We start from the raw sequence: 25,502 nt of genomic DNA on the forward strand, positions 1-25,502 counted from the left end.
CCGTGGGCCTGCTCGCACCACTCTTCCTCGCGGGCCTGGCGGCGATCGCCGTGCCGGTGCTGCTGCACCTGTTCCGGCGCGAGGTGGCGCCGCCGGTGCCGTTCACCGCCGTGCGGTTCCTGCAGAAGCGCACCATCGAGCGCCAGGAGCGCCAGCGCATCCAGGACCCGTGGCTCCTGCTGCTGCGCGTGATTGCCCTGGCGCTGCTCGCGTTCGCCTTCGCGCGCCCGTACCTGCGCGGCAGCACCGAGGCGGCGCCGCCCGTCGTCATCGCGGTCGACGTGTCCTACAGCATGGGCGCCCCGGGCCGGCTCGACGCGGCGCGCGCGGCGGCCACCACCGTGCTCGACGGCCTGACTGGCGCGACGCCGGTGGGGCTGGTCACGTTCGCCGATCGCGCCCAGGTGGTCGCCGAACCCAGCACGGACCACGGTGCGGTGCGGGGGCAACTGGCGGCACTGGCGGCCGGCCCTGGCGCGACGCGCTACGCCGGGCCCATCGAAGCCGCGCGCGGGTTGCTCGACGGCCGACCCGGGCGCATCGTCATCGTCACCGACATGCAGGCCCGCGGCTGGTCTCGCGGCACCACGAGCTTGCCCGACAACGTGCAGCTGGATGTGCGGGCGGTCGGTGCGCGCGTCGACAACGTGCTGATTCGCGACCTCGCGATGACGCGGGAGCAGGCCCGGGTCGTGGTCAGCAACGCGGGGCAGACGCCGGCGGCGCTCACGGTGACGCTCGGGCGGCCCGGCGGCGCGACCGCTGCGCAGCGGCTGACGCTCGATGGCGGCGTCTCGCGCGAGATGCTGTTTCCTGGGCCGCATGCGCCGGGCGGCTTCGTCGCCCGCGTGGACCACGGCGGGGGCTTCCCGGCCGACAACGAGCGGCACGCGGTGCTGCGCGACGTGGCGCCCACGCGCGTGCAGGTGCTGGTCGGCGACGAGGTCGACCGGCCGCGGGCCCTGTTCGTGGAGCGCGCGTTCGGCGCGCTCGGGTCGTCACCGTCGACCGGTGTCGCCGTCGACGTGGCGACTGGCGCGGCTGCGCTCGGCCGAGAGGCGCTGGCCCAGCGCACCGGCGAACTCGTGATTTGGTTGTCGGCAACCGGCATCGACCGCCGCGCGGTCGCCACGCTGGAGCCGTTCGTGCGCGAGGGCGGTCGCCTGATTGTCGTCTGTGGTCCCGGGCTCGACCCGCGCGTGGCCGACGTCGTCACGCGCCCGTTCGGCATCACGCTCGCCGGTGACGATGGGCGCACGGGGACACCGGGCAGCTTCGTGGTGCAGGACCCCCGGCACCCGGTGCTGGCGGCGCTTGGCGAGGCCCGGCAGGATCTGGCCCGCACCGACGTCGCACAGGCGTGCACCATGGGGGTCGGCGCGCCGGCGACCACCATCGTGCGGTTCGGGGATGGGCGGCCCGCGATGGCCGAGGCGCGGGTCGGCACAGGACACCTGTTGGTGCTCGCGACCGATCTCGGGCGCCAGTGGAACAACCTGCCGGTTCAGCCGGCCTTCGTGCCGCTGATCGGCGAGGTGGCGCGTCACCTGCTCGGTGAGGGCGCGGGCACGCGTGTCGCGCTGGCCACCATCGAGGACCCGCGCTACCAGCGCCCGGGCATCTGGCCGGTCGGGCCGCGTGGGCAGGAGGCGGCGGTGAACGTCGACGTCTCCGAGGCCGATCAGGCCCTCGTGGGCGTCGAGGAGTTCGCGCAGGCGATCGCGCGTCCGCCCGCCGACGAGGTGCGTGTCGCACGCGTGGAGGCGTCTCGCCTCGAGCGCGACCAGGGATTGTGGCGCTACGGGATCGCGCTGCTCGGGCTGACCCTCCTCGCGGAGAGCGTGCTCGCGCGTCGGCCCCGTGTCGCTGCGGAGGAAGTGTCGTGAGTCCTGCACTGGATCCGGTTCGTCGCTCGCTCGAGGGACTCTCGCGCGCCTGGTGGCGCGTGCGCTGGCTGCGCGTGGCGGCCCGGACGGTGGCGGTGGTCGCCGGTGTGCTGCTGGCCTGGGCGCTCGTGGATCGCCTGCGGCCGCTCGGCCGCTGGCCCCTGCTCGCGTCGGGCGCCCTGGTTGGCGGCGTGGTTGTGTGGGCCGCCTGGTGGCTCCGGGCCCGCGCGGCGGCACACCCGACGGCCGAGCGGATGGCCCGGCTGGTGGAAGAGCAGTGCCCCGAACTCGAGGCGACCCTGCGCACGGCGCTCGATCCGGCCGTCGAGCAGAGCCCGCTCGGACCGATCGTGCAGGCCGATGCCGCCGAGGCGCTCACGCGCCTGGACGAGGCGCGGGTCGTCGATCCGGACGACAGGCGTCGGGCCCTGCTGTGGGCCGGCGGTGCCGTGGCGGCCGTCCTGGTGGCGGCGGGCCTGGCCGCGCCGACCGCCGTGCGCGCGGCTCGCACCGCCCGCTTCGTCGTGGCGCCGCCCGTGCTGACGTTGCGCGTCACGCCGGGGCACCAGCGCCTCGTCAAGGGCACGCCCCTCACGATCACCGCCCTGATCGACGGGGCGCCACGCGATCTCGACGTCGCGGCGCCCGTGCTGCAGGTGGAGGGCGAGGGCGCCCGCGCGGCGGGTGCGTTCACGCGCCGGCCCGACGGGACGTACGAAGTGCGCCTGCCGGCGATCGACCGCAGCTTCGCGTACCGCGTGGTCGCCGGGGGGCTCCGGTCGGACGACTTCCGGGTGGAGGCCCTCGATCGCCCGCGCGTGGAAGGCATCGACCTGGCGTACGTCTACCCGTCGTTCTCTGGTCTGAAGCCGCGCACCGAAACCGACACCGGCGACATCTACGCGCCGGCTGGCACCACGGTGACCGTCCGCGTGCGCACGAGCAAGCCGCTGCGCGCCGCCGAACTGCGCGCCACCGACGGCGAGGGCGCCCGCGCCTTGCCGCTGGCCCTGGTGGGCGAGAAGGCCGGTGAAGTGGCGTTCACCGTGGCGCGCGATGGTGCCTACCGCATCGCCCTCACCGACACGGATGCGATCGGCAACGGCGAGGACACCGAGTACTTCGTGCGCGTGATGGACGACCGTCCGCCGGACGTCCGCATCATCAGGCCGGCCGGCGATCGCGGTGCAACGCGGCTCGAGGAAGTGACGTTGCAGGCCCGCGCCGAGGACGACTACGGCGTACAGGCACTCGAGTTGGTGTACGCCGTGCGCGGCGGCCCCGAGAAGGTGGTGCCCCTCGGCGGCAACGGTGGCTCGACGGCCGTGAGCGGCGCCCACACGATTTACCTCGAGGATCTCGACGTCAAGCCGGGCGACTTCGTCAGCTACTACGCCCGTGCCCGCGACATCGGCCGGGGCAAGCGCTCGACCGAGGCGCGCAGCGACATCTTCTTCCTCGAGATCAAGCCGACGGCGCAGGAGTTCACCGCGGCGCAGAGCAGCGCCATGGCGGGCGGCGGCGGTGGCGGTGGCGAGATGGACGACCTCGTGGCCGCCCAGAAGGATGTGGTGTCGGCGACCTGGAAGCTGGAACGTCGCGCCTCGGGCGGGCGGTCGGCGTCCGACATCAGGGCCGTCGGCCGCGCCCAGGCCGAGGTCCGCGACAAGCTGCGGCAGCAGGCGGCGGGCGCGAGCCAGCCAGCCCCCCAGCCTCGTCGTCGCCGTGGGGTGGATCCGACCGAAGCCGAGGCGCCACCCGTGCCGCTGCAGGCGGCAGGCGAGGCGATGGAGCGGGCGGTCGCCCAACTCGACAAGCTCGACACGCGCAGTGCCATCACCCATGAGATGACGGCGCTGAACGAACTGCTGAAGGCCGAGGCGGAGATCCGCCGGCGGCAACTGGCGCGGCAGCAGGGGGGGCAGGGTGGTGGCCGCCAGCGGTCGGGCAACGAGGACCTGTCGGCCCTGTTCGACCAGGAGCTGATGCGGCAGCAGACCAACTACCAGCAGCAGAGCAGCGTCGAGTCGCGGCAGGACGCCCCCAAGGGCGAGTCGGCCCTCGATCGCATCCGCGAGTTGGCGCGACGGCAGGACGACCTCGCGCGTGAGCAGCAGCAGTTGGCGCGGGAACGTTCGCAGCTGACGGCCGAGGAAGCGAAGCGCCGGCTCGAGCGGCTGACGCGCGAGCAGCAGCGGCTGCAGCAGGAGGCCCAGCAACTGGCGCAGCAGATGCAGCAGGGGCAGCAGGGCCAGAAGGGCCAGCAGGAGCAGCAGGGCCAGCAAGGGCAGCAGTCCGGACAGCAGGGGCAGCAGGCCAGTCAGCAGGGCGAGCAGCAGGGGCAGGCGTCGGGGCAGTCGGGTAGCCAGTCGCAGGGCCAGTCGGGCCAGCAGGCCTCGTCGGGCGGCGGCCAGTCGCAGGGCGCCACCAACGCCTCGCGGGATCGACTGCGGGAGGCCGCGCAGCAGATGGGTGAGGCGACGTCGCAGCTGCAGCAGCAGTCGCCGGAGCAGGCCGCGGCGCGGGGCTCGCGATCGGCGCAGGCCCTGCGGGATGCCGAGCGGGCACTGCAGGCCGGCACGCCAGGCGAGCGTCAGCGCGCCGCCGGCGACGTGCAGCTCGAGGCGCGCCAGCTCGCGGAGGCGCAGCGCCAGTTGGCCCAGCAGGCCGGCGAACTCGGCCAGCCGCAGAGTGGCGCGGCGGCCAACGAACGTCGGCGGCAGTTGGCCGGCGAACAGGGACGGCTTGCCGATCGTGTGGCCTCGCTCGAGCGTCAGGTGCGCGAACTGGCGCGCGGCGCCGATCCGGTGCGCGATCCCCTTGGCCAGGCCGCGCGCGAGCTGCAGCGCAGCCAGGCCGCGCAGCAGTTGCAGGAGGCGGCGCGGCAGTTGCGCGAAGGCGCGACGCCGCAGGGCACTGATCTGGCGCGACAGCAGCGGGAGGCCGCCCGTGCGCTCGATCGCGTGTCGGCGCTGGCCGGTCAGGCGAGCGGCCGGGGCACGGGCGAGACGCAGGCATTGTCGGAGCGCCTGTCCGACACGCGCGATCTCCGCGACCGCTTGCGTTCGCTCGAGGAGCGCATCGCCCAACTGGCGCAGCAGGCCGAGCGGGAGGCCAACGGGGCCCCCACGCCGGGCGGGACGCAGGGACGCACGGCGGGGCAGCAGGGCGCGCGTGGCTCATCGCCCTCGTCGCAGCCGGGGCAGTCCGGTGAGCAGCAGTCGGCACAGGCAGGCTCGCGAGGATCGGCGCAGGGGCAGGGACGCGGCCAGGCCGGCGACACGCTCGAGCAGTTGCGCCAGCTGCAGCAGGAGTATGCGCGCGAGTTGCAGGAGGCCGCGCGCATGGTGCAGGGCCGCGACGGCGGACAGGATCGCGGCGGGCGGATGGCGACACCCGAGGGCCACGAGTTCAGCCGTTCCGCGCCGGGCACGGAAGCCTTCAAGCAGGACTTCGCCCGCTGGGAGTCGTTGCGCAAGGGCGTTGCCAATGCGATGGATCGGTACGAGGCGACGCTGGCGCAGCGACTCGCGGAGCGCGAGGCATCCGAGCGCGTGCAGGCCCCGCTGCGCGACAAGGTGCCGGACCGGTACGCCGAGTCGGTCGTGCGGTACTACCAGTCGCTGAGCCGACGCCCGGAGTCCCGCTGACATTGGGCATCCGTTTCGCGCATGCCCCGCCCGCCTGGGCCTGGGTTCTCGGTGTCGTCGCACTCGTGCTGTTTGCCGTGGCGGCCTACCGCCACGCGCGGCCGCTGCTGCCCGCGCCGCGCTGGGTGCTGCTCGTCGCGCTGCGGACCCTGGCGCTGGCGGCCGTGGCGCTCATCCTGATGCGGCCGGTGCGCCTCGAGCCGGCTCCCGCCGCCACGGGCCGAGCGGTGGCACTCGTCGTCGACGACTCGCGGTCGATGCAACTGCCGGATGCCCAGGGGACGGAGACGCGCCTGCAGCGGGCGCGACAGCTCATCGCCGCCCGCTTGCGGCCGCTGCTGGGAGGCGACTTCGACCTGCGTACCTTCGCGGCCGCGGACGCCCTGCGGGAGATCCCCAGCGAGGAGGCGCTCACCGGCGGCGGGCGCGGTTCCGACCTCGCCGGCGCCGTCACCGCGATGACCGAGCGCGCCGCCGCCGGCGAGTTCGTCGGCATGGTCCTGATCAGCGATGGCGCCGCCTCGACGCCGCTGCCCGTGTCGGCCGGCACGCTGCCCGTGTTCACGATCGGTGTAGGCGCGTCTGGCAGCGTGATCGATCGCGAGGTGCGCGACGTGGCGGTCAGTGACGTGTCGGTGGTCGACTCGGTGGCCGAGGTCTCGGCGAGCCTCATCTCGCATGGCCCACCCGACACTGTCGACGTCCGGCTGCTCGAGAACGGCCGTCCCATCGAGGTGCGGCCGGTGCGCCTGCCTGGCAACAGCCAACCCGTGCGCGAGCGCTTCCGCGTCGCACCCTCGCGATCGGCGGCCACCGAGTACCGGATCGACATGGCCGAGGTCACGGGTGAGCTCACCACGGCCAACAACCGCGGGACCGTGTTCGTGCCGCCGCCGGGCGACCCGCACGCGGTGCTCATCCTCGAGGGCGCGCCCGGGTTCGAACACAACTTCCTCACCCGCGCGCTCGCCCGCGACACGGGGCTCGACGTGGACATCGTCGTCCGCAAGGGCCGCAAGGAGACCGGCGAGCCGACGTTCTACGTGCAGGGTGCGGCGTCGCGGACGAGCGCCCTCGTGGACGGCTTTCCCAGGACCCGCGAGCAGCTGTTCCGCTACGCGGCGATTGTGCTCGGCAACGTGGAGGCCGACTTCCTGAGCCGTGAGCAGATCGAGATGCTGCTGGCCTTCGTGGAGCAGCGCGGCGGCGGGGTGGCCATCATCGGCGCCCGCTCGTTCGGCGAGCGCGGCGTCATCGGCACCGACCTCGGCCGGGTGCTGGGCGTGGAGGCGCGCGGCGCGGGCGCGGTGAACGCGGCCGCGGCCGCCAGTTCGCGGCAGGGCACGCGGATCGAACTCACGTCGGCGGGGCAGCGGCACCCGGTGATGGCCCTGGCGCCGGCTCCTGGCACCGATACGACCGTCTCACCCTGGAGCCAGCTGCCGTCGCTGGCGGCGGCCGCCGCCGTCGGGCGCACCCGCCCTGGTGCCGAGATCCTCGCCCTGGTCTCAGGACCGGCCGGGGAGCCGCAGCCGCTCGTGGCCGTCCAGCGGGCCGGCCGCGGCCGCACGCTCGTCTTCACGGGCGAGGGCGCGTGGCGGTGGCGCATGGGGCTGCCGGCGACCAATCTCGCCTACGAAACGTACTGGCGACAGGCGCTCCGCTGGCTCGCCGTGCAGGCGCCGGCGCGCGTCGCCGTCGAGGTGGAGGCACCCTCGATCGGGACGCCCACGCCCGTGGCCGTGCGCGTGGTCTCGCCGGAGTACGAGCCCATCGGCGATGCGAGCGTGCAGGTGCGCGTCGAGGAACCAGGCGGGGCCACGCGGACGATTCCCGCCGTGCTCGATCCGGCCGAGCCCGGCCTCTACCGCGCCACGCTGCTCGCGCTCGGCGCAGGCGTCCACCGGCTCGATGTCGAGGCGCAGCGCGCCGGCACCTCCCTCGGCCGCGCGAGCGTCCAGGTGCTCGCTGGCGGCCACGATCCGGAGTTCGTGGACCCGCGCCGCAACGACGCGCTGCTCCAGCGCCTCGCGGAGGCGACGGGTGGCGCGCGTCTCGACGCCGACGAGCTCGACGGGCTGGCGGCGCGCATCCGCAAGGCGGCGGCGTCGCCCACGGCGCGGCTCGTCGAGCGCGACCTCTGGCACAATGGCTGGAGTTTCCTTGGACTCTGCGCCCTCCTCGGCAGCGAGTGGGCGCTGCGGCGGCGATGGGGATTGCGATGACTCCGCGAATCTTCGTGACGGGCGCAGTGGGCGTGACCCTGTGGCTGGCTGCCGCAGTCGCGCACGCGCAGGACACGGCGCCCGCGGCGCCGCCACAGTCGCGGGTGCTGGTGGTCTCCGGGGCTGCCGGCAGCGACGAGTACGCCGGCAGGCAGAAGAAGTGGCGGGAAACGCTCGTGGCACAACTGACGACCCGCTTCGGCGTGCCCGCGTCGCGCGTGACGGTGCTCGCCGAGCAGGCCGCCGACGGTCTGCAGGCCGCCACCGCCGTCAACCTCAGGCAGGCCATCGGGACGTTGAAGGCGGCGCAGCGCGCCGACGACACGCTGCTCATCGTCCTCTTCGGGCATGGCACGTTCGACGGCGTCGACGCCAAGTTCAACCTCGTCGGCCCAGACCTCACCGCCAGCGAATGGCGCGAGGCGCTACAGGGCCTGCCCGGCCGTGTCGTGTTCGTCCAGACCGCCAGCGCCAGTTTCCCGTTCCTTGCGGCCCTCGCGGGCCCCAATCGCGTCGTCGTCACCGCCACCGACTCGCCCCAGCAGAAGTACGACACGGTGTTCGGCGAGCACTTCGTCGCGGCCTTCACGCCCGAGGCGCCCGAGGCCGACCTCGACAAGGACGGCCGGATCTCGATCTGGGAAGCGTTCGCCTACGCGTCTGACGCGTCCAAGCGCTACTACCAGCAGCGCGGGCAGCTGTCGGTGGAGCGGGCGCTGCTCGACGACTCCGGCGACGGCGTCGGCCGCGATCTCGCCAAGGCGGGCGACGACGGACTCCTGGCCAGCCGGCTGTTCCTCGACCCGGACCCGGCCACCGCCTCGGGCGATCCGAGCGTGACGCTGCTGATCGGGCGGCGCAACACGCTCGAGACCGAACTCGACGAACTCAGGCGCAAGAAGGGCTTCATGCCCGACGACGCCTATGCCCGCGATCTCGAGCGCATCATCGTCGACATCGCGCGCACCTCGCGCGAGATCCGGCGCCGGATCAAGAGCTAGAGCAGGCTCAGGGCCCAAGGCTCAGGGCCCAAAGAGCGTTCGGCATCAGGGCAAGGCTGAGGGCTCAACGCTCGGAGAGCACGCTGTAGGCTCAAGGCTTCAGGCTCAAGGCTCAGAGAGCTTTCTGCAGGATGCTTTTGGAGCCCTGAGCCCTGAGCCTTGAGTCGTGAGCCTGAAGTGATAGCCTCTCGGCCCATGTCCACTCGAGGGCTTGCGCTGTCGGCCGTCCTGGCCGCGTGTTTCGTCGCGCCTGCCGCCGTCGCGCGCGCGCAGGAGCGTCCCAACATCCTCTGGCTGTCCAGCGAGGACAACGGCCCCCAACTCGGCGCCTACGGCGACGCGTACGCCACCACACCGGCCCTCGACCGCCTTGCCTCGCGTGGCGTGCGCTTCACGCGGGCGTGGGCGGCGGCGCCCGTGTGTGCGCCCTCGCGCACCGCCATCATCACGGGTCTCGTGGCGCAGTCGACGGGCGGGCACAACATGCGCAGCCAGGTGCCGCTGCCATCCGACCTCCCGATGTTCCCGGCCCTGCTTCGCGCGGCCGGCTACTACGCGTCCAACAACGTGAAGGAGGACTACAACCACCCGACGCCGCCCGGCACCTGGGACGACTCGTCGCGCAAGGCGCACTGGCGCGGCAGGCGTCCGGGCCAGCCCTTCTTCGCCGTGTTCAACAGCGTGACGACGCACGAGAGCCAGGTGCGGCTGCGGCCGCATGTCGCCGTGCACGATCCGGCTCAAGTGCGTGTGCCGCCCTTCCATCCGGACACGCCCGAGGTGCGGCAGGACTGGGCGCAGTACTACGACAAGCTCACCGAGATGGACCGTGAAGTTGCGGCACGTCTCGCCGAACTCGAGGCCGACGGCCTGGCCGACTCCACCATCGTCGTCTACTGGGGCGACCACGGCGTCGGACTGCCGAGGGGCAAGCGGTGGCTCTATCCCGCCGGGCTGGATGTGCCGCTGATCGTGCACGTGCCCGAGCGCTTCCGTCACCTTGCCCCGGAGGGCTACGCGGCCGGTCGGGCGCTGGACCGCCTCGTCAGCCTGCTCGATCTCGGGCCGTCGATGCTCAGCGCCGCGGGCATCCAGCCGCCCGCGTGGATGCAGGGGCAGGCCTTCATGGGCCGCTTTGCGGCGAAGCCACGCCCGTGGCTGCATGCCGGCCGCGACCGCATGGACGAACGGGTCGATGCCTCGCGCGCCATCAGCGACGGGCGTTACCTCTACATCCGGAACTTCCGGCCCGATCGCCGGCAGGGCGAGTTCCTCGCCTATATGTTCGAGACGCCCACGACCCGGGTGTGGAAGGCGTGGCACGACGCCGGACGCCTCACCCCGGTCCAGGATGCCTTCTGGCGCCCGAAGGCCGCCGAGGAACTCTACGACCTGCAGGCGGATCCGGATGCGGTGATGAACCTCGCCGCTGATGCGGCGCGAGCGGGGCCGGCGCTGGTGCGGTGTCGCGAGGCCCTCCGCGCTCATCTGCTGGCCACTCGTGACCTGGGACTGCTGACCGAAGCCGACATGCATCGGCGTCGCGGCGCCCGCACCCCGTACGCGCTCGCGCAGGATGAGCAGGCCTATCCGATCGCCCGCATCCTCGAGGCTGCCGACCGCGCGACCCGCGCGCCGGCCGATCAGGGAGATGCGCTGGTCCGCGGCCTCGCGGATCCCGATCCGGCCGTGCGGTACTGGAGCGCGCTGGGCCTCTCGCTCGCCGGGCCGACGTGGGTGGCGCGTGCCGGCGATGCCCTGCGCCGTCTCCTGGACGACCCCGAGGCGTGGCCACGGGTCTCGGCGGCCGATGCCCTGGCGCGCCACGGCGATGCCGAGGTTGGGCGCCGCGCCCTCGACACGCTGGCGACGCTGGCCGACTACCGCACCGCTGGCAATCACGCCGCCATGCTGGCGCTCGACACGCTCGTGGCGCTGGAGGCCCGGGCCGAGCCCGTGCGGACACGCGTGCTCGGCCTGGCCGAACCGCCCAAGTCACTGGTGCCGCAGCGCGAGCAGGAGTACGTGGGGCGATTGCTGAAGTCGCTGGCGCGGTAGAGGCACGGGCGACAGGCTACAGGCTACAGGCGACGGGCAGCCTGCCGCCCGTGGCCTGCAGCCTTGTTACCGCGGCAGGGGAAGGCTACTGGCTGCGGGCTACAGGCAGCCTGCAGTCTGTGGCCTGCAGCCTTGTTATCGCGCGACCTGATTCCACCACTCGACCCGCATGCGCTCGGGGCGACGGAACAGGAGGACCAGCGCCGCGCCCGCCGCGAACCCGCCGGCGTGCGCCCAGAACGCCACGCCGCCGAGGTCCTCGGGGCGGAGCGCCGACAACGTCCCGAGGCCGCTCAGGAGTTGCGTGGCGAACCACACGCCGAGCAGGAGCGAGGCCGGCACCTCGACGAACACGATGAACACGAGCGTGAGCACGCGCGACTGGGGGAAGAGCACGAGGTAGGCGCCGAGCACGCCCGCAATCGCACCGCTGGCGCCCACCATCGGCACCGACGAGCCGGCTTCCACCCAGACCTGGAGGAGGGCCGCCGCCAGGCCGCACAGGGCATAGAAGAGCAGGTAGCGCAGGTGGCCCATGCGGTCCTCGACGTTGTCGCCGAAGATCCAGAGGAACAGCAGATTGCTCAGGAGGTGTCCGAGGCCGGCGTGCACGAACATGGCCGTGATGACGGCCTGCGGCGTGAAGCTCGCCGGCGTCACGCCCCACGTGCGGAGGAAGGCCTCGTACTCGGGCGTGCCAGCCGCGGGCATGGCGACGAACACCAGCAGGTTCAGCGCGATGATCGCCAGGGTCACGAACGGCGTCGTGCGCGAGGGGATCACGTCGCGGATCGGCAGCACCGAGTCATTGTAGACTCGGAGATCGGGCGTGCGGTCCGGGCGCGAACCATCGGATCGTCCACGACTGACCGCCGACTGCCGACCCGCTGACTGCCTGTCGCCCCCCGTTTCCTCCCGATGCCGAAAACCTGTACCTCCTGCGGGACCGAGATCGCCGAGAAGGCCCTCATCTGCTATCGCTGCGGCCAGGCGACCTTCGTGGCCAAGCACGCGCCGGCGGCGCCCCCGGCGCGTGGTCGGCAGCTGATGCTGGTGGTCGGCCTGATCATCCTGATCCTGGCGGCCCTGTTCATGGGGCAGGTGCCGTCCGGGACCGTGCCTGACTGGGTCCGTTACACGGTCCTGGTGCTGGCGGTGGTGGTGCTGGCCTGGCGGGCGCTCGTGCGTCGCCGCCGGGGCGGAGGGATCCGCGGATGACGGCGCGGCGGGCGAAGGGCCTGGCCTACGGCCTGTGCGTGGTGACGGCGTTTCTCGTCTGGAACGGCATCTTCGGCCTGATGGTCAGCCGGGGGGAGAAGCAGTACCTGCTCGACCAGGCCCGGCACGAACTGCGCCTCGGGCCACCGGCGTCGCTGCCGGACCGCATGCGCGGCACGATCGCCAACGGGATCGGCGAGGCGACGCGGTGGGCGGTGGTGGTCTTCGCGCTGGGCGCCTTCGCGGTGTGGCTCAGCGGGCGCGGCCGCAGCGAGGACGAGGCCGGCGGATCGGCCTCGGGCGGCCTGCTCGACGACTGACGCGGGCCATTCGACATCTACACAGAGGTACGACGCGGTGTCCCACCGCGCCGTCATCGTGAACGGCCGCGTGGCTGGCCCTGAGCGCAGTCGAAGGGGACATGCGGCCCTACCTGTTGCCCCAAAACAGAACGAGGCGAGAGGCCGAAGGCCCTCGCCCCGTGATTTCAAATCTCCAATTTCGAACTACGAGCGCTTGTCCATGTCGACGTAGTCGCGCGTGCGGTAGCCCGTGTAGATCTGGCGCGGCCGCGCGATCTTCTGGTCGGCGTCGCGGTGCAACTCGTCCCACTGCGCGACCCAGCCGGCCGTGCGGGGGATGGCAAACAGCACCGTGAACATCTCGGGCGCGAAGCCGAGCGCCTCGTAGATGAGACCCGAGTAGAAGTCCACGTTCGGGTACAGCTTGCGCTTGACGAAGTACTCGTCCTCGAGCGCAATCCGCTCGAGTTCGAGGGCCAGGTCGAGCAGCGGGCTGGTGCCGGTGACGTCGAACACCTCGTAGGCCGTCTTCTTGATGATCTTGGCCCGCGGGTCGTACGACTTGTACACGCGGTGGCCGAAGCCCATGAGGCGGCCTTCGCCGGCCTTCACCTTCTTGATGAACTCGGGTACGTGGTCCTTGCTGCCGATCTGCCGGAGCATCGTCAGCACGGCCTCGTTGGCACCGCCGTGGAGCGGCCCGTAGAGGGCGGCCGAGGCGCCGGCCAGCGCCGAATAGGGGTCCACTTCCGAACTCCCGATGGCGCGCATCGCGTTGGTGCCGCAGTTCTGCTCGTGGTCGGCGTGCAGGATGAACAGGATGTCGAGCGCGCGCTCGAGCACCGGGTTCACCTCGAACTTGGCCTCGGTCATCTTGAACAGCATGTTCAGGAAGTTGCCGGCGAAGCTGAGGTTGTTGTCCGGGTAGACGTAGAACAGGCCCTTGCTGTGACGGTAGGCGTAGGCCGCGATCGTCGGCGTCTTGGCGATCAGCCGCTTCATGTGCCGCTGCCGGACCTCCGGGTCGTCGACCTTCTTGGCATCCGGATAGAACGTCGACAGCGCGCCCACCGTGCTCAGGAACACGCCCATCGGGTGCGCGTCGTAGCGGAAGCCGCGCATCAGGTGCTTGATGTTCTCGTGGAGCAGCGTGTGCTCGGTGATGCCGTCGTGCCAGGCCTTGAGCTGGGCCGGCGTCGGCAACTCGCCGAACATCAGGAGGTAGGCCACCTCGAGGTACGTCGACTTCTCCGCGAGCTGCTCGATCGGGTAGCCGCGGTACTCGAGAATGCCCTCGTCGCCATCGATGTACGTGATGGCGCTCCGACACGAGGCGGTGTTGGTGAAGGCCGGGTCGTACGTCATCAGGCCGAAGTCGTCGGCCGAGACCTTGATCTGTCGGAGGTCGATGGCCTTGATCGTGCCGTCGGTGACGGGCACCTCGTACTGCTTGCCGGTGCGGTTGTCGGTGATTGTGAGCGTGTCAGCCATCGCGTCGCTTCAGCGGGGGAGGCGCCTACAGGTCGGCCGCCTCGGGGTCGTCCGGCTCCATGTCGTCTGGCGGTGCGCCATCCGCCGGACCCTCGACGCGGTAGTCGCCGTCGAGCCAGTGGGCGAGGTCCAGCAGGTGGCACCGTTCACTGCAGAACGGTCGCCAGCGCGGGTCCACCGGCTGCTGCCGACAGTATACACAGAGGTCGGGCTCGGCTCCGGGCACGGGCCGATCGTAGCAGCGTGGATGCCGCGGCGTGCGCCGCTCGCCCGAGAGGACGCCTCCAGACCCCGGGACGGCCCCGGCCCGCGCGGTCAGGCCGTGGGGCCGTGGTGGCGGACGTCCCGGGCCGACACCATGAAGATGACGTCCTCGGCGATGTTGGTGGCGTGATCGGCGATGCGTTCGAGGTGGCGGGCGATCAGGATCACGTCGAGCGCCGGCGCGATGACGGCTGGCGAGGCCTCCATCACCGGCACGAGGGCTGCAGAGACCTCGTTCTTCAGGGCGTCGACGAGGTCGTCGGTCTGCAGCACGTGCTCGGCGAGCGGCACGGCCTGGCGGACGTAGGCGTCCAGCGCGTCGCGGAGCATCCGCTGGGCGAGATCGGCCATGCGCGGGATGCGCTCGGCGACGTCCACGGGGGGATGCTGCAGGTAGCGGTGGACGGCCTCGGCCACGTTGACGGCCAGGTCGCCGACCCGCTCCAGGTCGGTGTTGATCTTCACCGCGGCCAGCACGGCCCGGAGGTCGATCGCCACGGGTTGGTGGAGGGCCAGCACCCGCACGCACCGCTGGTCGATTTCCTTGTGGAGGATGTTCAGCGGCTCGTCGCCGGCCTGCACCCGGGCGGCGAGATCGACGTCGCGGTCGACCAGCGCCGCGCTCACCAGGCGGACCTGCTCCTCGGCGAGGCCGCCCATCACGAGCAGCCGCTCCTTGAGCGCCTCCAGGTGTTCCTGCACCTGCGGCACGACGCGCGTCGTCGGTTCCATGGCCATCACCCGCACCGCCCCGTGACGAAGTCCTCGGTGAGCGACTCGCGCGGCGCCGTGAAGACGTCGGCCGTCGGGCCGCACTCGACGAGCGCGCCGCGCCACAGGAACGCCGTGACGTCGGACAGGCGCGCCGCCTGCTGCATGTTGTGCGTGACGATGACGATCGTGTAGGTCCGCTTCAACGTGTGGATCAACTCCTCGATGTGCTGGGTCGCGATCGGGTCGAGGGCCGAGGCCGGCTCGTCCATCAACAGCACCTCGGGCTGGATCGCCAGCGCGCGCGCGATGCACAGGCGTTGTTGCTGCCCGCCCGACAGCGACAGGGCCGGCGCATGCAACCGATCGCGCACCTCCGCCCAGAGCGCGGCGGACCGCAGGCTCTCCTCCACGCGCTCGGCGACCTCGCGGCGGTTGGTCACGCCGTTCACGCGCAGCCCGTACGCGACGTTCTCGAACACGGATCGCGGGAAGGGATTGGATCGCTGGAACACCATGCCGACCCGCCGACGCAGGGCCACCGCGTCGGTCCCGGGACCGTAGATGGCGACGCCGTCGAGCAGCACCGTGCCCTCGACGCGGGCCTCGGGCACGATGTCGTTCATGCGGTTCAGCGACCGCAGCAGCGTCGTCTTGCCGCAGCCCGAGGGACCGATCACCGCGGTCACGGCCGTCGGCTGGATCGCCAGCGACACGCCCTGCAGGGCGCAGAGGGTGCCGAAGCGGACCGTGAGGTCGCGGACGGCGATCTTCGGGGCCTCGGCCTCGGCGCCACGCGGCGCGGGCGCCTGCGCGGGGTGACGCGGTCCCATCAGGCCGCCCTCCCGCGCGCGGCGCGATCGCGCACCCAGATGGCCAGGCCGTTCAGCAGCAGCAGGACGACCAGGAGCACGAGGATCGCGGCGGCGGCGTTGGTGCGGAAGCCTGCGCCCGGGCGCGACACCCACGCGAAGATCTGCACGGGCAACGCCGTGAAGGGCGCGCTCGGGCCATCCGGCACGAAGGGCACGTAGGTGAGCGCCCCGATGACGATGAGCGGCGCCGTCTCGCCGATGGCGCGGGCGACGGCCAGGATCACCCCAGTGAGGACACCCGGCAGCGCGGCCGGCAGCACCTGGTGCCAGGTCGTCTGCCACTTGGTGGCGCCGAGCGCGAGCGAGCCCTCGCGGAGATCACGGGGCACCGCCCGCAAGGCCTCGCGGGCCGTGATGATCACGAGCGGCAGCATCAACAAGGCCAGCGTCGCCGCGCCGGCCAGGATCGTGCGCTCGAGGCGCAGGGCGCGCACGAACACCCCGAGGCCCAGCAGGCCGTAGACGATCGACGGCACGCCCGCCAGCGTGGCCAGGTTCACCTCGATGAGGCGCCACCCGCGTCCCTGCCCGCCGTACTCCTCGAGCGCGATGGCGGCGCCCAGGCCGACCGGCACCGAGAGCAGCGCGGCGAGCACGACCAGCCAGACACTGCCGGCCAGCGCCGGCAGCAGGCCCGCCGTGGCCGCGCGTCGTGAGGGATAGCCGGACAGGAAGGCCCAGGACAGGCGCCCGGCGCCGTCGCGGATCACGTCCCACAAGAGCAGCCCCAGTCCGAGGAGCGCGAGCGCCAGCACGGCGACCCCGAGGGCATGGAACGCGCGATCACGCCAGGCGGCCGATGTCATCGCCGCCCTCCGGGCAACCGGCGGCGCAGCCAGTCGCTGCACAGGTTGAGGGCGAACGTGCCGCAGAACAGCAGTGCGCCCACCGCGAAGATCGTGCGGTACTCGCGTGTGCCGGCCGGCACGTCGCCGAGGCTGACCTGCACGATGAACGCCGTCATCGTTTCGACGGGCACCAGCGGGTTGGCCGTCAGCCGCGGCTGCTGGCCGGCCGCAATCGCGACGATCATCGTCTCGCCGATCGCCCGCGACACCGCCAGCACCACGGCGGCGGCCACGCCCGAGAACGCCGCGGGCAGCACCACCCCGAGCGCGGCCTGGTGCCTGGTCGCCCCGAGGGCGAAGGCGCCCTCACGCAACCCGCGAGGCACGGCCGACAGGGCGTCCTCGCACAGCGACGACACCAGCGGCAGGATCATCAGCCCCATGACCAGGCCCGGCGCCAGGGCGTTGTAGCCCGCCATCCCGGGGATCACCGTCCGCAGCAGCGGCGTGACGAAGAGCAGGGCGAAGTAGCCGTACACCACGGTGGGCACGCCTGCCAGCATCTCGAGGGCCGGCTTGGCGACACGCCTGACGCGCGAGGGCGCGTACTCGGAGAGGTACAGCGCGCTCACGAGCCCGGCCGGCACCGCCACCACCAGCGCGATCACCGTCACCAGCAGCGTACCGGCCACCAGGGGCAGGACGCCGAACTGCGGATTGAGGAAGAGCGGCGTCCATGTGCGACCCGTGAGGAACGCCAGAGGCGACACCTCGCGGAAGAAGGCGAGCGCCTCCCAGGCCAGCACCACCACGATTCCCGCCGTCACGAGGATCGACAGTGCCGCGCAGGCGGCCAGCGCCCGCTCGATGGCTCCCTCGACCACGGCCCGTGTCCGCGCGGTCACGACCGGGCTCGCTCCACCGCGCGGGCCTCGAGGACGGCCGAGCCGGTGCGTCGCGCCGCCAGGCGCTCCACCGCCCGGGCCTGTTCGTCGGCCGAGAGCGGCACGTAGCCGACGTCCTCGGCCAGGTCGGGGCCGTGCGTCATGCCGTACTCGAGCAGGCGACGTACTTCGGGCCGCTGCAGGGCGTCGGCGTTCGCATAGACGTAGACCGGCCGGGCGAGGGGGCGATACACCCCCGTGCGGATCGACTCGCGCGTGGGCAGCACCGCAGGCATCCCGTCCTGCGCCCGGATCGGCACCGCCCGCAGGTACTCCTGGTGGGCTTCGTAGTAGGCAAAGCCGAAATAGCCGAGCGCGTCCGGATCGGTGGCCACGCCCTGCACGAGCATGTTGTCGTCCTCGCTCGAGGTGTAATCGCCGCGGCTGTCACGGGGCGCGCCGGTGACCACGCCCGTGAAGTAGTCGAAGGTGCCGGAATCGACCCCGGCGCCGAACAGGTGGATCTCGCGTTCCGGGTAGCCCGGCTTCCATTGGGCCCACCGGACGATCCGGCCCTGCGCCTCGTGTTGCCACAGGCGGGCCAGGTCCGCGACCGACAGCGCCTCCACCCAGTGATTGGAGGGGTGGACCGCGATGACGATGCCGTCGTAGGCCAGGGGGAGTTCCACGAAGCGGACCCCCGACGCTTCGCAGGCGGCCGCTTCCTGCCGCGTGATCGGGCGCGAGGCCGTCGCCAGGTCGAGCTCGCCGCGACAGAAGCGGCGCAATCCCCCGCCCGTGCCCGCGACGCCGATGGTCACGCGCGTGGCGGGTTCGCCGAGCCGGAAGTCCTCCGCCAGGGCCTCGGCCAGCGGGTACACGGTGCTCGAGCCGTCGATCGTGATCACCGCGCTCGTCGAGATCGGGGCGCGCCGGCAGGCGCCAAGAACACTGGTCGCCACGACCAGGCCACAGGCGAGGGCTCTCCAGCACCGGCGCATCCGGGCAGACTAGCGAACGTGCGTTTCGCAGCTGTTTCGATTGCGTAAAATCCACGATCTGGTCGGCAGGACTGGATGCTAGAGTGGAGCCTTCCATGGCCTCGATGCGTCCATCGGCGGCGCCCAGCCTCGCGTCGCTCATCGCTCGCCGCCATCAGGCGCTGCGCGACCATGTGCGATCGGCGCGGCGAGGCGACGTCGAAGGCGTCCACCAGGCGCGCGTCGCGTCGCGGCGGCTGCGCGAGGCCGTCCCGGTGCTCGGCCGTGGCCTCGACGACGTGCGGCTCAAGCCGCTGCGCCGCCGCCTGCGCGACCTGACGCGGGCGCTCGGGCCCGTTCGTGAACTCGACGTCGCTGGCGAGATGGTGGAGGGCTACGCCTGGCAGGGGCGCGATGCCGTGCGGTTGCGGCGCGCCTGGCTCCGCGACCTGGCGCATCGCCGACGGGAGCCGGTGGTCGAGTTGCGCACCGCGCTGGCGCGCACCCACCTGGCCGCGCTCGAGTCGGCCCTGGACGCCTTCGAGGCCGCGCGCGCCGCCTCCGCCGACCTCGCCTGGCGCACCGCACTCGCCCGGCGCCTCGCCGATCGCGCGCAGGACCTCCGCGACCGGATCGTGCGCACCGGCGATCGCTATCATCCCGAGCCGCTCCACGAGGTGCGCATCGCGGCCAAGAAGCTGCGGTACGCGCTCGAGATCACGGCCGAGTCCGGGCTCGTGGGGCTGGTCCGGCCGCTGGCGAGCCTCAAGGCGGCGCAGGAGGCGCTCGGCCGGTTGCACGATCTGGACGTGTTGACCACGCTGCTGCGCGAACTGCCGGAGGCGGCTCCGGGCGAGGACCTCCAGCACGAGGCGGCGCGCGTGGCCGGCGCGCTCGAGGCCGAGTCGGCCGCCCTGCACGCTCGGTACCTGCGCGCCGCCGCCGGCCTGGTGCGCATCGCCGACGACACGCTCGACCGAATCGTGCCGCGGGTCCGAGGACAGGTCCCGCGCGCGCTGGGGAGGACCGATGGACGCTGAATGGCGTCTCGTGCTGGTACGGCACGCGATTGCGGAGGAACGCGGCGCCGCGTGGCCCGACGACGACCAGCGACCGCTGACTCGTGAAGGGGCGCGGAAGTGGAAGGCGGCTGCGCGAGGGCTTGGCGCCATCCTCGGGGGCGTCGACACATTGCTGTCGAGCCCGCTCGTGCGCACCTGTCAGACGGCCGAGATCCTCGCGCGGACCTGCACGCCGGCGCCGCGCCTGTCCTTGTTCGAGGCCTTGCGGCCCGACACGGGGCCGGCGACCGTCATCAGTGCCTTGCGCGCCCGTGGCCTGTCGGGCACGGTGGTCCTGGTCGGACACGAGCCGATGCTGTCGGAACTGGCCTCGACGCTGCTGCACCTGCAGGGACCGGTCGAGTTCCGCAAGGGGGCGGCGATGGCGCTGATCACGCAGGGACTCGGCACGCGCGGGCCGGCGCGGCTCGAGTGGTTCCTCACGCCCCGACAACTGCGGTTGATCGGCAATCAGCCCTGAGTCACTGCAGGCCGACCACCCACACGTTGCCCGCGAAGCTCGCGAACTCGTACACCAGGCGATCGCCGGTCGGCGCCCATTCCGGGTTCCGCACGTAGTGGTGCTCGTCGACGTAGCTGGTCAACTGCCGCATGTCGCTCCCGTCGCGGCGCACCGACCACACGTTCCAGCGGCCGTCGCGCGCACCCGCGAAGGCCAGGCGCTGCCCGTCCGGGGACCAACTGCGCACCCAGGCGTGATCGACGTCGCGCGACACCTGCGTCACGGCGCCGGTCGACAGGTGCACCACGTGCGCCTGCGCATGCCCGTCGCGCCACACGTCCACGGCCAGCGCGTCCCCATCGGGTGACCACACGGGAAACGCCACGCCGTCGCCGACGCGGGCCACGCGCGTGTCGCGCCCGTCGGCCACCGTCCGCGTCCAGACCTCGAGCTGCCCCTCGGCCGAGCGCGTGTAGGCCAGCGTCTTGCCGTCGGGGGAGAGACGCGGCCGCAGCAGCGCGTGTCCACCCGCTGCGAGCGGCGCCACGACCTGCGACGAGCCATCGGCGATGCGCCAGGCCTGCAGCGTCGCCTGCTCGCCTGTCCCGGTCTCGTGATACACGAGCCGCCCATCGGCACTCCAGGCCGGGTCGCGCGCCAGTACGCCGGGAGTCGTGAGCGGACGCGCCCGGCCCGCGGCGAGTTCGAGCAGCCAGACGCCAGGCGGTTGGCCCCCACTCTGGCGTTCGAAGGCCACGTGGGTCGCATCGGGGCTGAACGACGGGCGTCGCGCACTGCGCACGGCATCCTCGGCCAGCCTGATGGATGGGCCCGACGGGACGCCGTCCCGGTGCAGGGGCAGGCTGCGCAGCCCACTGACGGTCGACACGGCGACGTAGGCCAGTTGCGTGCCCTTCGGGTGGACGGCGACGTAGCGCACGTCGAGTTCGCTCGGGGGGAGGACACGCTGCGGCGGCCCCGCCGCCGCGCCCTGAACCGTCAGGGGCAGCTTCCACAGCTCGAAGTGGTCGGCCATACGCACGTAGTACACGGCGCGCCCGTCGGGCGTGAGCGTGGCATCGAGCGCACGGCTGCCTGCGTCGTGGACGCGGACGAGCGCTCCGGAGGTCAGGTCGAGCGTCCAGAACGTCGTGGCCTCGAGGTCCTGGCTGGCGAAGAAGAGCCGGCGGCCGTCGGGGAACCAGGTGGGCCGCGCGTGACTGCCCTCGGGGCGCCAGCCTTGCGTCACCCGGCGCGGTGGGCCACCCGCGAGGTCGACGACCCAGAGACTCGATGGGCCGAATGTCTCGAAGGCCGAGGCGCCCGGCTCGGTGTAGGCGCCGCCCTGGAAGGCCAGGCGCGTGCCGTCCGGCGACCATGCGGGCCGGGAGCCGAACGTCGCCACCTGCTTCGGCGCGCCGCCCGTGCGGGGGACGATCCAGATCCCGCCGCGCCCGTACGAGTGGTAGGCCACCGCCGACCCGTCAGGGGCCCACGCCGGCTGCACGTTGTGCTGGCCATCGTCGGTGAGCGCCAGCCGATCGCCGCCCTGCGCGAGGTCGCGCACGAAGATCTCGAACCGGCCGCCTCGATCGCTCGCGTAGGCCAGGCTGTGCCCGTCGGGGGCCCAGGCCGGGTACGCGTCGAGCGCGGCCGACGAGGTGACCTGCTGTCGCGTGGTGACCTCCGCGGCGCTGCGCCGGGCCGCCGGCGGGCCTTGCGAGCGCCACGCGAGCAGCACGGACACGAGCGCGAGCAGCGCGAAGCCGGCCGCCCACCAGGGGTGGCTCGAGGGGCCCGCCTGCGGCGACGGAGGCCGCGCTGGCATGTTCGCCCCGTCGATCGGGCGGTCCACCCACGCTTCGGTGGCCACGGGCGGAGGGGGCAGCGCGGCCGGGTCGACGGCCTCTGGGGGAGTGGCGAGCTGCCGCGTCACCGGGGCGATGAAACGGTAGCCGCGCGTCGGCACCGTCTCGATGAACTTCGACTCGCGGGCCGAGTCGCCGAGCGCGCGCCGGATCTGGGCCACCACGCGGGCCACGGCATTGTCGGTGACGTACACGCCGGCCCAGACGCGGTCGAGCACCTCCTGGCGGGTGACGAGTTCTCCCGCACGCGCCACCAGCAGCACGAGCAGGTCGTACGCCTTTGGCTCGAGTGGCACCGCCGTGCCGGCCCGGAGGACCCTCCCGGCGCGGATGTCGATGACGATGTCATCGCATTGATAAGAAAGGACTTCTGTCGCCATCACTGAAACATCACGCCAATCCGATCAAGTCCGTCATCTCGACGAGGGGCGACCCGTGCATAGTTGCGCACCATGGCCTCCAAGATCGTCACGCTTGCCGCGGTCCCGGTGTCACGACCGGGACTTCTGTCCGCGCCGCGCGAGGACGTCCTCGCGTCGCTCGTTGTTTTCCTGATCGCCATTCCGCTGTCGCTCGGCATCGCGCTGGCATCTGGCGCCCCGATCATGGCCGGCCTCATCGCCGGCATCGTCGGCGGCCTGATTACTGGTTTGGTCGCCGGCGCCCCGCTGCAGGTTACAGGGCCTGCCGCCGGCCTCACGGCGATCGTCTTCGGCCTGGTCGAGCAGTTCGGCGACTGGCGGCTGGTCGGCGCAGCGGTCGCGGTCGGTGGGCTCATCCAGATTGCCCTCGGGGCGGCACGCATCGCTCGCCTCTGTCTCGCGGTGTCACCGGCAGTCGTGCACGGCATGCTTGCTGGCATTGGTATCACGATTGCGCTGGCTCAGCTGCATGTGGTGCTCGGTGGCGCACCCGAGAGCCATGCGTTGAAGAACCTCCTGGACCTGCCGGCACAGCTGCTCGACCTGCACGCCCCGGCCGCGTTCCTCGGCCTGGCGACGATCGCGCTGCTGCTGGCGTGGCAGTGGGTCCCCAAGCCGCTGTCGGCCGTTCCCGCCTCGCTCGTGGCGGTGATGACCGCGACGGCCGCCTCGGTCATTCTCGGGCTGGACGTCGAGCGGATCAACCTGCAGGGCGGCTTTGCGGCGGGCCTGCAGGGCGCGGCCTGGCCGTCGGCCGAGCGCTGGACGGCGGTCCTCATCGGCGGCATCACCGTCGCCGCCGTCGCGAGCGTCGAGTCGCTGCTGTGCGCGGTCGCGACCGACAAGCTGCACGATGGTCCCCGTGCCAACCTCGACCGCGAACTCGTGGGCCAGGGCCTGGCGAACACGCTCTCGGGCCTGCTCGGCGGCCTGCCGGTGACCGGCGTCATCGTCCGGTCCTCGGCCAACATCCAGGCGGGGGCGAAGACCCAGCTGTCGGCCATGCTGCACAGCATCTGGATCCTCCTCTTCGTGGTGTTCCTGGGCTGGGGCATCGAGATGATCCCGCTCTGCGTGCTGGCCGGCCTGCTCGTGCACGTCGGGATCCGCCTGGTGGATGCCCACCACATCCGCACGCTGAGGACGTTCCGCGAATCGATGATCTACCTGATCACCGTCGCCGGCGTCGTCGTGCTCGGCTTGTTGCCCGGCATCGGCGTCGGGCTGGCGCTCGCCATCGTGCTCCTCCTGAAGCGCCTGTCGGAAGCCAGCGTGCAGGTCGAGGGCGACCAGGGGCGCTACCACGTGCGCATCGGCGGCTCGATGACCTTCGTCGGGATCCCGAGCCTCACCACCGCGCTCGAGCAAATCCCGTCGGGCAGTCACGTGGACGTGGACCTGATGGTCGACTTCATGGACCACGCCGCGTTCGAGTCGCTGCACGCCTGGCGCGTGTCGCACGAGCGCCTGGGCGGCACGGTCGACATCGACGAACTGCACGAGGCGTGGTACGCCAACGCCGCCAAGGGCACGCCGCAGTTCGGCAAGTCGCGCCTCGACGGCCTGCTCGGCGCATTCCGCCGGCGCACGCGCAAGGAGACCTCGATGGCGGTGTCGTCCTCGGAAGGCCACGAGCCCCTGCGGCAGGGCGCGGCGGCCTTCAACGCCACCACATCGCGCGACGTCAAGCCGCTGCTGAGTCACCTGGCCGATGTCGGCCAGACGCCGCAGGCCCTGTTCATCACCTGCGCCGACTCGCGCATCGTCCCGGCGGACCTGGTCAACGCGGACCCTGGCGACATCTTCGTGCTCCGCAACATCGGCAACATCGTGCCGGCCTGGACGCCGGCGCCCGGCGCCGACGACTCGGTGGGGTCGGCCATCGAGTTCGCCGTCGATGTCCTGAAGGTGCACAGCATCGTGGTGTGTGGCCATTCCGAGTGCGGCGCGATGAAGGCGCTGCTGAGTGGCCACGAGCAGCTGGGCGGGTCGCTGACGCGCTGGCTGTCGCACGGCGTGTCGGCACTCACGCGTCACTCGACGATGGCGATGGGGCGCGAGCAGGTGCACCCGGCCGCCACCTCGCCGCACAACGACCTGGCCCGCACCAACGTGATCGAGCAGCTCGATCGCCTGCGCACCTACCCGACGGTGCAGCATGCGCTCGAGAACGGGACCCTCCGGCTGTACGGCTGGTACTTCGACCTCAAGCGCGCGAAGGTGACCGTGTGGGATCAGGCCACCGCGCGGTTCGTGGACGCGGGTGCCGAGGTGCAGGCGCTCGAGCCCCCGGTGCGCGCCACCGCGTAACGCGGGCAACAATTCAAAATTCAGAATTCAGAGTTGAGAATGCAGGGGGCCGATTCTCGGGAATCGGCCCCCTCTGCGTTGCGGGGGCCTGCTAGACGATCGTGCCCGGCGGGATGGTGGCGCCCTTGGGGACGATGATGATGCCTTCGCGGATGAAGTAGCCGTTGCCGTCGGCTTCCTGCACGCCGGCCGTGTTGACCAGCCGCGACCCGTCGCCCACCCGGGCGTTCTTGTCGACGATCACCCGATCGAGCACCACGTCCTTGCCGATCCCGAGCGGCACGGCGCTATCGTCGCCGTCGCGGTGATAGTAGTCGGCGCCGAGCAGCACCGTGTTGCTGATCTTCGCGCCGGCGCGCACCTGGGTCCGGATGCCCACCACGGCGCGATCGACCTCGCACTGGTCGAGGACGCACCCTTCGGCCACGACGGCGCGGTTGACGCGCGCGCCCTGGATCGTGGAGCCGGCCAGGAAGCGCGGGCGGGTGTAGATGGGGCTCGCCGCGTCGTGGAACGTGAAGGACGGCTTCGGGTCGGTGAGCTTCAGGTTCGCCTCGAAGAACGACCCGATGGTCCCGACGTCTTCCCAGTAGCCGCGGTACAGGAAGGCGCGCACACGGTGGGTCTGGATGACGGCCGGGATGATCTCCTTGCCGAAGTCCACCGCATCGGCGTACTGCTCGAGTGCATCGAGCAGCACCTGCTTGGAGAACACGTAAATCCCCATCGACGCGATGAACGGGCGTTGGGGGGAGATCCACGACGCCACGCGGCTGTCCTTCGGGACGCTCTGCCCGATCTGCCCGAGGCGCTCGAGGTTGGGCTTTTCCTCGAAGCCGGAGATCCGGCCCGCGCCATCGAACAGGAAGATGCCCATCTGTGTGGACGTCTCCGGGTCGCAGGGCTGCGCGGCGATCGTCACCTCGGCATCCTGCTCGATGTGGTCGGTGATGAGCTCGCCGAGGTTCATCCGGTACAGGTGGTCGCCCGCCAGGATGAGGATGTGGTCGGCCTGCATCGAGTGGAAGTGCCGCCAGGCCTGGCG

The 25,502-nt window shown here is 72.0% G+C and carries 20 protein-coding genes; 10 read left to right on the forward strand and 10 right to left on the reverse strand.

Going from position 1 to position 25,502, the window contains the following annotated elements; all coding sequences use genetic code 11:
* Positions 1 to 2: 2 nt before the first annotated feature.
* From ACIRDX_RS02655 to ACIRDX_RS02675, 5 genes are all read left to right on the forward strand, one after another.
* A complete protein-coding gene (locus tag ACIRDX_RS02655; protein ID WP_396623850.1) occupies positions 3 to 1,886 on the forward strand; it encodes a BatA domain-containing protein in 1,884 nt (627 codons plus the stop codon).
* Positions 1,883 to 5,536 carry a DUF4175 family protein gene (locus ACIRDX_RS02660; RefSeq protein ID WP_396623851.1) on the forward strand — a complete coding sequence of 1,218 codons (3,654 nt, stop codon included), beginning with the start codon at positions 1,883 to 1,885 and terminating at the stop codon, positions 5,534 to 5,536. Before ACIRDX_RS02655 ends, ACIRDX_RS02660 begins: the two co-directional genes overlap by 4 nt.
* A gap of 2 nt (positions 5,537 to 5,538) precedes the next feature.
* Complete coding sequence (locus ACIRDX_RS02665) at positions 5,539 to 7,761, forward strand: hypothetical protein (protein ID WP_396623852.1); 2,223 nt, start codon at positions 5,539 to 5,541, stop codon at positions 7,759 to 7,761.
* Positions 7,758 to 8,762 carry a hypothetical protein gene (locus ACIRDX_RS02670; RefSeq protein ID WP_396623853.1) on the forward strand — a complete coding sequence of 335 codons (1,005 nt, stop codon included), beginning with the start codon at positions 7,758 to 7,760 and terminating at the stop codon, positions 8,760 to 8,762. Before ACIRDX_RS02665 ends, ACIRDX_RS02670 begins: the two co-directional genes overlap by 4 nt.
* Before the next feature lie 195 nt (positions 8,763 to 8,957).
* Positions 8,958 to 10,820, forward strand: a complete 1,863-nt coding sequence (locus tag ACIRDX_RS02675; RefSeq protein WP_396623854.1) for a sulfatase-like hydrolase/transferase — start codon at positions 8,958 to 8,960, stop codon at positions 10,818 to 10,820.
* Between the two features lie 135 nt (positions 10,821 to 10,955).
* On the opposite strand, the gene ACIRDX_RS02680 is transcribed toward ACIRDX_RS02675, so the two are convergent.
* On the reverse strand, positions 10,956 to 11,621 hold the full coding sequence (locus ACIRDX_RS02680; RefSeq protein WP_396623855.1) for a rhomboid family intramembrane serine protease: 666 nt from the start codon (positions 11,619 to 11,621) through the stop codon (positions 10,956 to 10,958).
* A 117-nt stretch (positions 11,622 to 11,738) separates the two neighbouring features.
* Between ACIRDX_RS02680 and ACIRDX_RS02685 the strand changes: the two genes are divergently transcribed.
* Both ACIRDX_RS02685 and ACIRDX_RS02690 read left to right on the forward strand, forming a co-directional pair.
* Entirely contained in the window at positions 11,739 to 12,038 is a 300-nt protein-coding gene (locus ACIRDX_RS02685; RefSeq protein ID WP_396623856.1) for a hypothetical protein, read from the forward strand.
* A complete protein-coding gene (locus tag ACIRDX_RS02690; protein WP_396623857.1) occupies positions 12,035 to 12,358 on the forward strand; it encodes a hypothetical protein in 324 nt (107 codons plus the stop codon). Before ACIRDX_RS02685 ends, ACIRDX_RS02690 begins: the two co-directional genes overlap by 4 nt.
* A gap of 186 nt (positions 12,359 to 12,544) precedes the next feature.
* Here the strand turns inward: ACIRDX_RS02690 and ACIRDX_RS02695 are convergent, their stop codons facing one another.
* The 7 genes from ACIRDX_RS02695 to ACIRDX_RS02725 all read right to left on the reverse strand — a co-directional run bounded on the left by ACIRDX_RS02695 (position 12,545) and on the right by ACIRDX_RS02725 (position 18,354).
* Positions 12,545 to 13,831, reverse strand: a complete 1,287-nt coding sequence (locus ACIRDX_RS02695) for a citrate synthase (RefSeq protein ID WP_396623858.1) — start codon at positions 13,829 to 13,831, stop codon at positions 12,545 to 12,547.
* Positions 13,832 to 13,856: 25 nt separating this feature from the next.
* Positions 13,857 to 14,057, reverse strand: a complete 201-nt coding sequence (locus ACIRDX_RS02700; protein WP_396623859.1) for a DNA gyrase inhibitor YacG — start codon at positions 14,055 to 14,057, stop codon at positions 13,857 to 13,859.
* An 89-nt stretch (positions 14,058 to 14,146) separates the two neighbouring features.
* Positions 14,147 to 14,827: a phosphate signaling complex protein PhoU gene (gene phoU, locus ACIRDX_RS02705; RefSeq protein ID WP_396623860.1), complete on the reverse strand. Its 681-nt coding sequence runs from the start codon at positions 14,825 to 14,827 to the stop codon at positions 14,147 to 14,149.
* 5 nt (positions 14,828 to 14,832) lie between these two features.
* Positions 14,833 to 15,576 carry a phosphate ABC transporter ATP-binding protein PstB gene (gene pstB, locus ACIRDX_RS02710; RefSeq protein ID WP_396623870.1) on the reverse strand — a complete coding sequence of 248 codons (744 nt, stop codon included), beginning with the start codon at positions 15,574 to 15,576 and terminating at the stop codon, positions 14,833 to 14,835.
* A 62-nt stretch (positions 15,577 to 15,638) separates the two neighbouring features.
* The gene (gene pstA / locus ACIRDX_RS02715; protein ID WP_396623861.1) at positions 15,639 to 16,487 is read right to left on the reverse strand and encodes a phosphate ABC transporter permease PstA; all 849 of its coding nucleotides are present in this window, start codon (positions 16,485 to 16,487) and stop codon (positions 15,639 to 15,641) included.
* Positions 16,484 to 17,374, reverse strand: a complete 891-nt coding sequence (pstC, locus tag ACIRDX_RS02720; protein ID WP_396623862.1) for a phosphate ABC transporter permease subunit PstC — start codon at positions 17,372 to 17,374, stop codon at positions 16,484 to 16,486. Before pstC ends, pstA begins: the two co-directional genes overlap by 4 nt.
* Positions 17,371 to 18,354 (reverse strand): PstS family phosphate ABC transporter substrate-binding protein, encoded by a 984-nt coding sequence (locus ACIRDX_RS02725; protein ID WP_396623863.1) that lies wholly within the window; start codon positions 18,352 to 18,354, stop codon positions 17,371 to 17,373. The genes pstC and ACIRDX_RS02725 overlap by 4 nt, the downstream gene beginning before the upstream one ends.
* Positions 18,355 to 18,449: 95 nt before the next feature.
* Between ACIRDX_RS02725 and ACIRDX_RS02730 the strand changes: the two genes are divergently transcribed.
* Together ACIRDX_RS02730 and ACIRDX_RS02735 are read left to right on the forward strand one after the other, a co-directional pair.
* Complete coding sequence (locus tag ACIRDX_RS02730) at positions 18,450 to 19,373, forward strand: CHAD domain-containing protein (protein ID WP_396623864.1); 924 nt, start codon at positions 18,450 to 18,452, stop codon at positions 19,371 to 19,373.
* Positions 19,363 to 19,875, forward strand: a complete 513-nt coding sequence (locus tag ACIRDX_RS02735; protein WP_396623865.1) for a SixA phosphatase family protein — start codon at positions 19,363 to 19,365, stop codon at positions 19,873 to 19,875. Before ACIRDX_RS02730 ends, ACIRDX_RS02735 begins: the two co-directional genes overlap by 11 nt.
* Before the next feature lies 1 nt (position 19,876).
* Here ACIRDX_RS02735 and ACIRDX_RS02740 read toward each other — a convergent pair whose 3' ends face one another.
* A complete protein-coding gene (locus tag ACIRDX_RS02740; RefSeq protein WP_396623866.1) occupies positions 19,877 to 22,021 on the reverse strand; it encodes a winged helix-turn-helix domain-containing protein in 2,145 nt (714 codons plus the stop codon).
* Positions 22,022 to 22,177: 156 nt separating this feature from the next.
* Here ACIRDX_RS02740 and ACIRDX_RS02745 point away from each other — a divergent pair, with 156 nt between their 5' ends.
* Positions 22,178 to 24,457 (forward strand): SulP family inorganic anion transporter, encoded by a 2,280-nt coding sequence (locus tag ACIRDX_RS02745; protein WP_396623867.1) that lies wholly within the window; start codon positions 22,178 to 22,180, stop codon positions 24,455 to 24,457.
* A 91-nt stretch (positions 24,458 to 24,548) separates the two neighbouring features.
* On the opposite strand, the gene ACIRDX_RS02750 is transcribed toward ACIRDX_RS02745, so the two are convergent.
* A partial coding sequence (locus tag ACIRDX_RS02750; protein WP_396623868.1) for a sugar phosphate nucleotidyltransferase occupies positions 24,549 to 25,502 on the reverse strand: 954 nt, incomplete at its 5' end.

The organism is Luteitalea sp., from assembly GCF_044337415.1.
Lineage (GTDB): Bacteria > Acidobacteriota > Vicinamibacteria > Vicinamibacterales > Vicinamibacteraceae > Luteitalea.

What these genes read in the sequence shown, in the direction of transcription:
- ACIRDX_RS02675 (WP_396623854.1), top strand. Translation starts at nt 8,958, where the DNA reads ATGTCCACTCGAGGGCTTGCGCTGTCGGCCGTCCTGGCCGCGTGTTTC.
- ACIRDX_RS02690 (WP_396623857.1), top strand. Translation starts at nt 12,035, where the DNA reads ATGACGGCGCGGCGGGCGAAGGGCCTGGCCTACGGCCTGTGCGTGGTG.
- ACIRDX_RS02670 (WP_396623853.1), top strand. Translation starts at nt 7,758, where the DNA reads ATGACTCCGCGAATCTTCGTGACGGGCGCAGTGGGCGTGACCCTGTGG.
- phoU (WP_396623860.1), bottom strand. Translation starts at nt 14,827, where the DNA reads ATGGAACCGACGACGCGCGTCGTGCCGCAGGTGCAGGAACACCTGGAG.
- pstA (WP_396623861.1), bottom strand. Translation starts at nt 16,487, where the DNA reads ATGACATCGGCCGCCTGGCGTGATCGCGCGTTCCATGCCCTCGGGGTC.
- ACIRDX_RS02735 (WP_396623865.1), top strand. Translation starts at nt 19,363, where the DNA reads ATGGACGCTGAATGGCGTCTCGTGCTGGTACGGCACGCGATTGCGGAG.
- ACIRDX_RS02745 (WP_396623867.1), top strand. Translation starts at nt 22,178, where the DNA reads ATGGCCTCCAAGATCGTCACGCTTGCCGCGGTCCCGGTGTCACGACCG.
- ACIRDX_RS02730 (WP_396623864.1), top strand. Translation starts at nt 18,450, where the DNA reads ATGGCCTCGATGCGTCCATCGGCGGCGCCCAGCCTCGCGTCGCTCATC.
- ACIRDX_RS02685 (WP_396623856.1), top strand. Translation starts at nt 11,739, where the DNA reads ATGCCGAAAACCTGTACCTCCTGCGGGACCGAGATCGCCGAGAAGGCC.
- ACIRDX_RS02725 (WP_396623863.1), bottom strand. Translation starts at nt 18,354, where the DNA reads ATGCGCCGGTGCTGGAGAGCCCTCGCCTGTGGCCTGGTCGTGGCGACC.
- ACIRDX_RS02695 (WP_396623858.1), bottom strand. Translation starts at nt 13,831, where the DNA reads ATGGCTGACACGCTCACAATCACCGACAACCGCACCGGCAAGCAGTAC.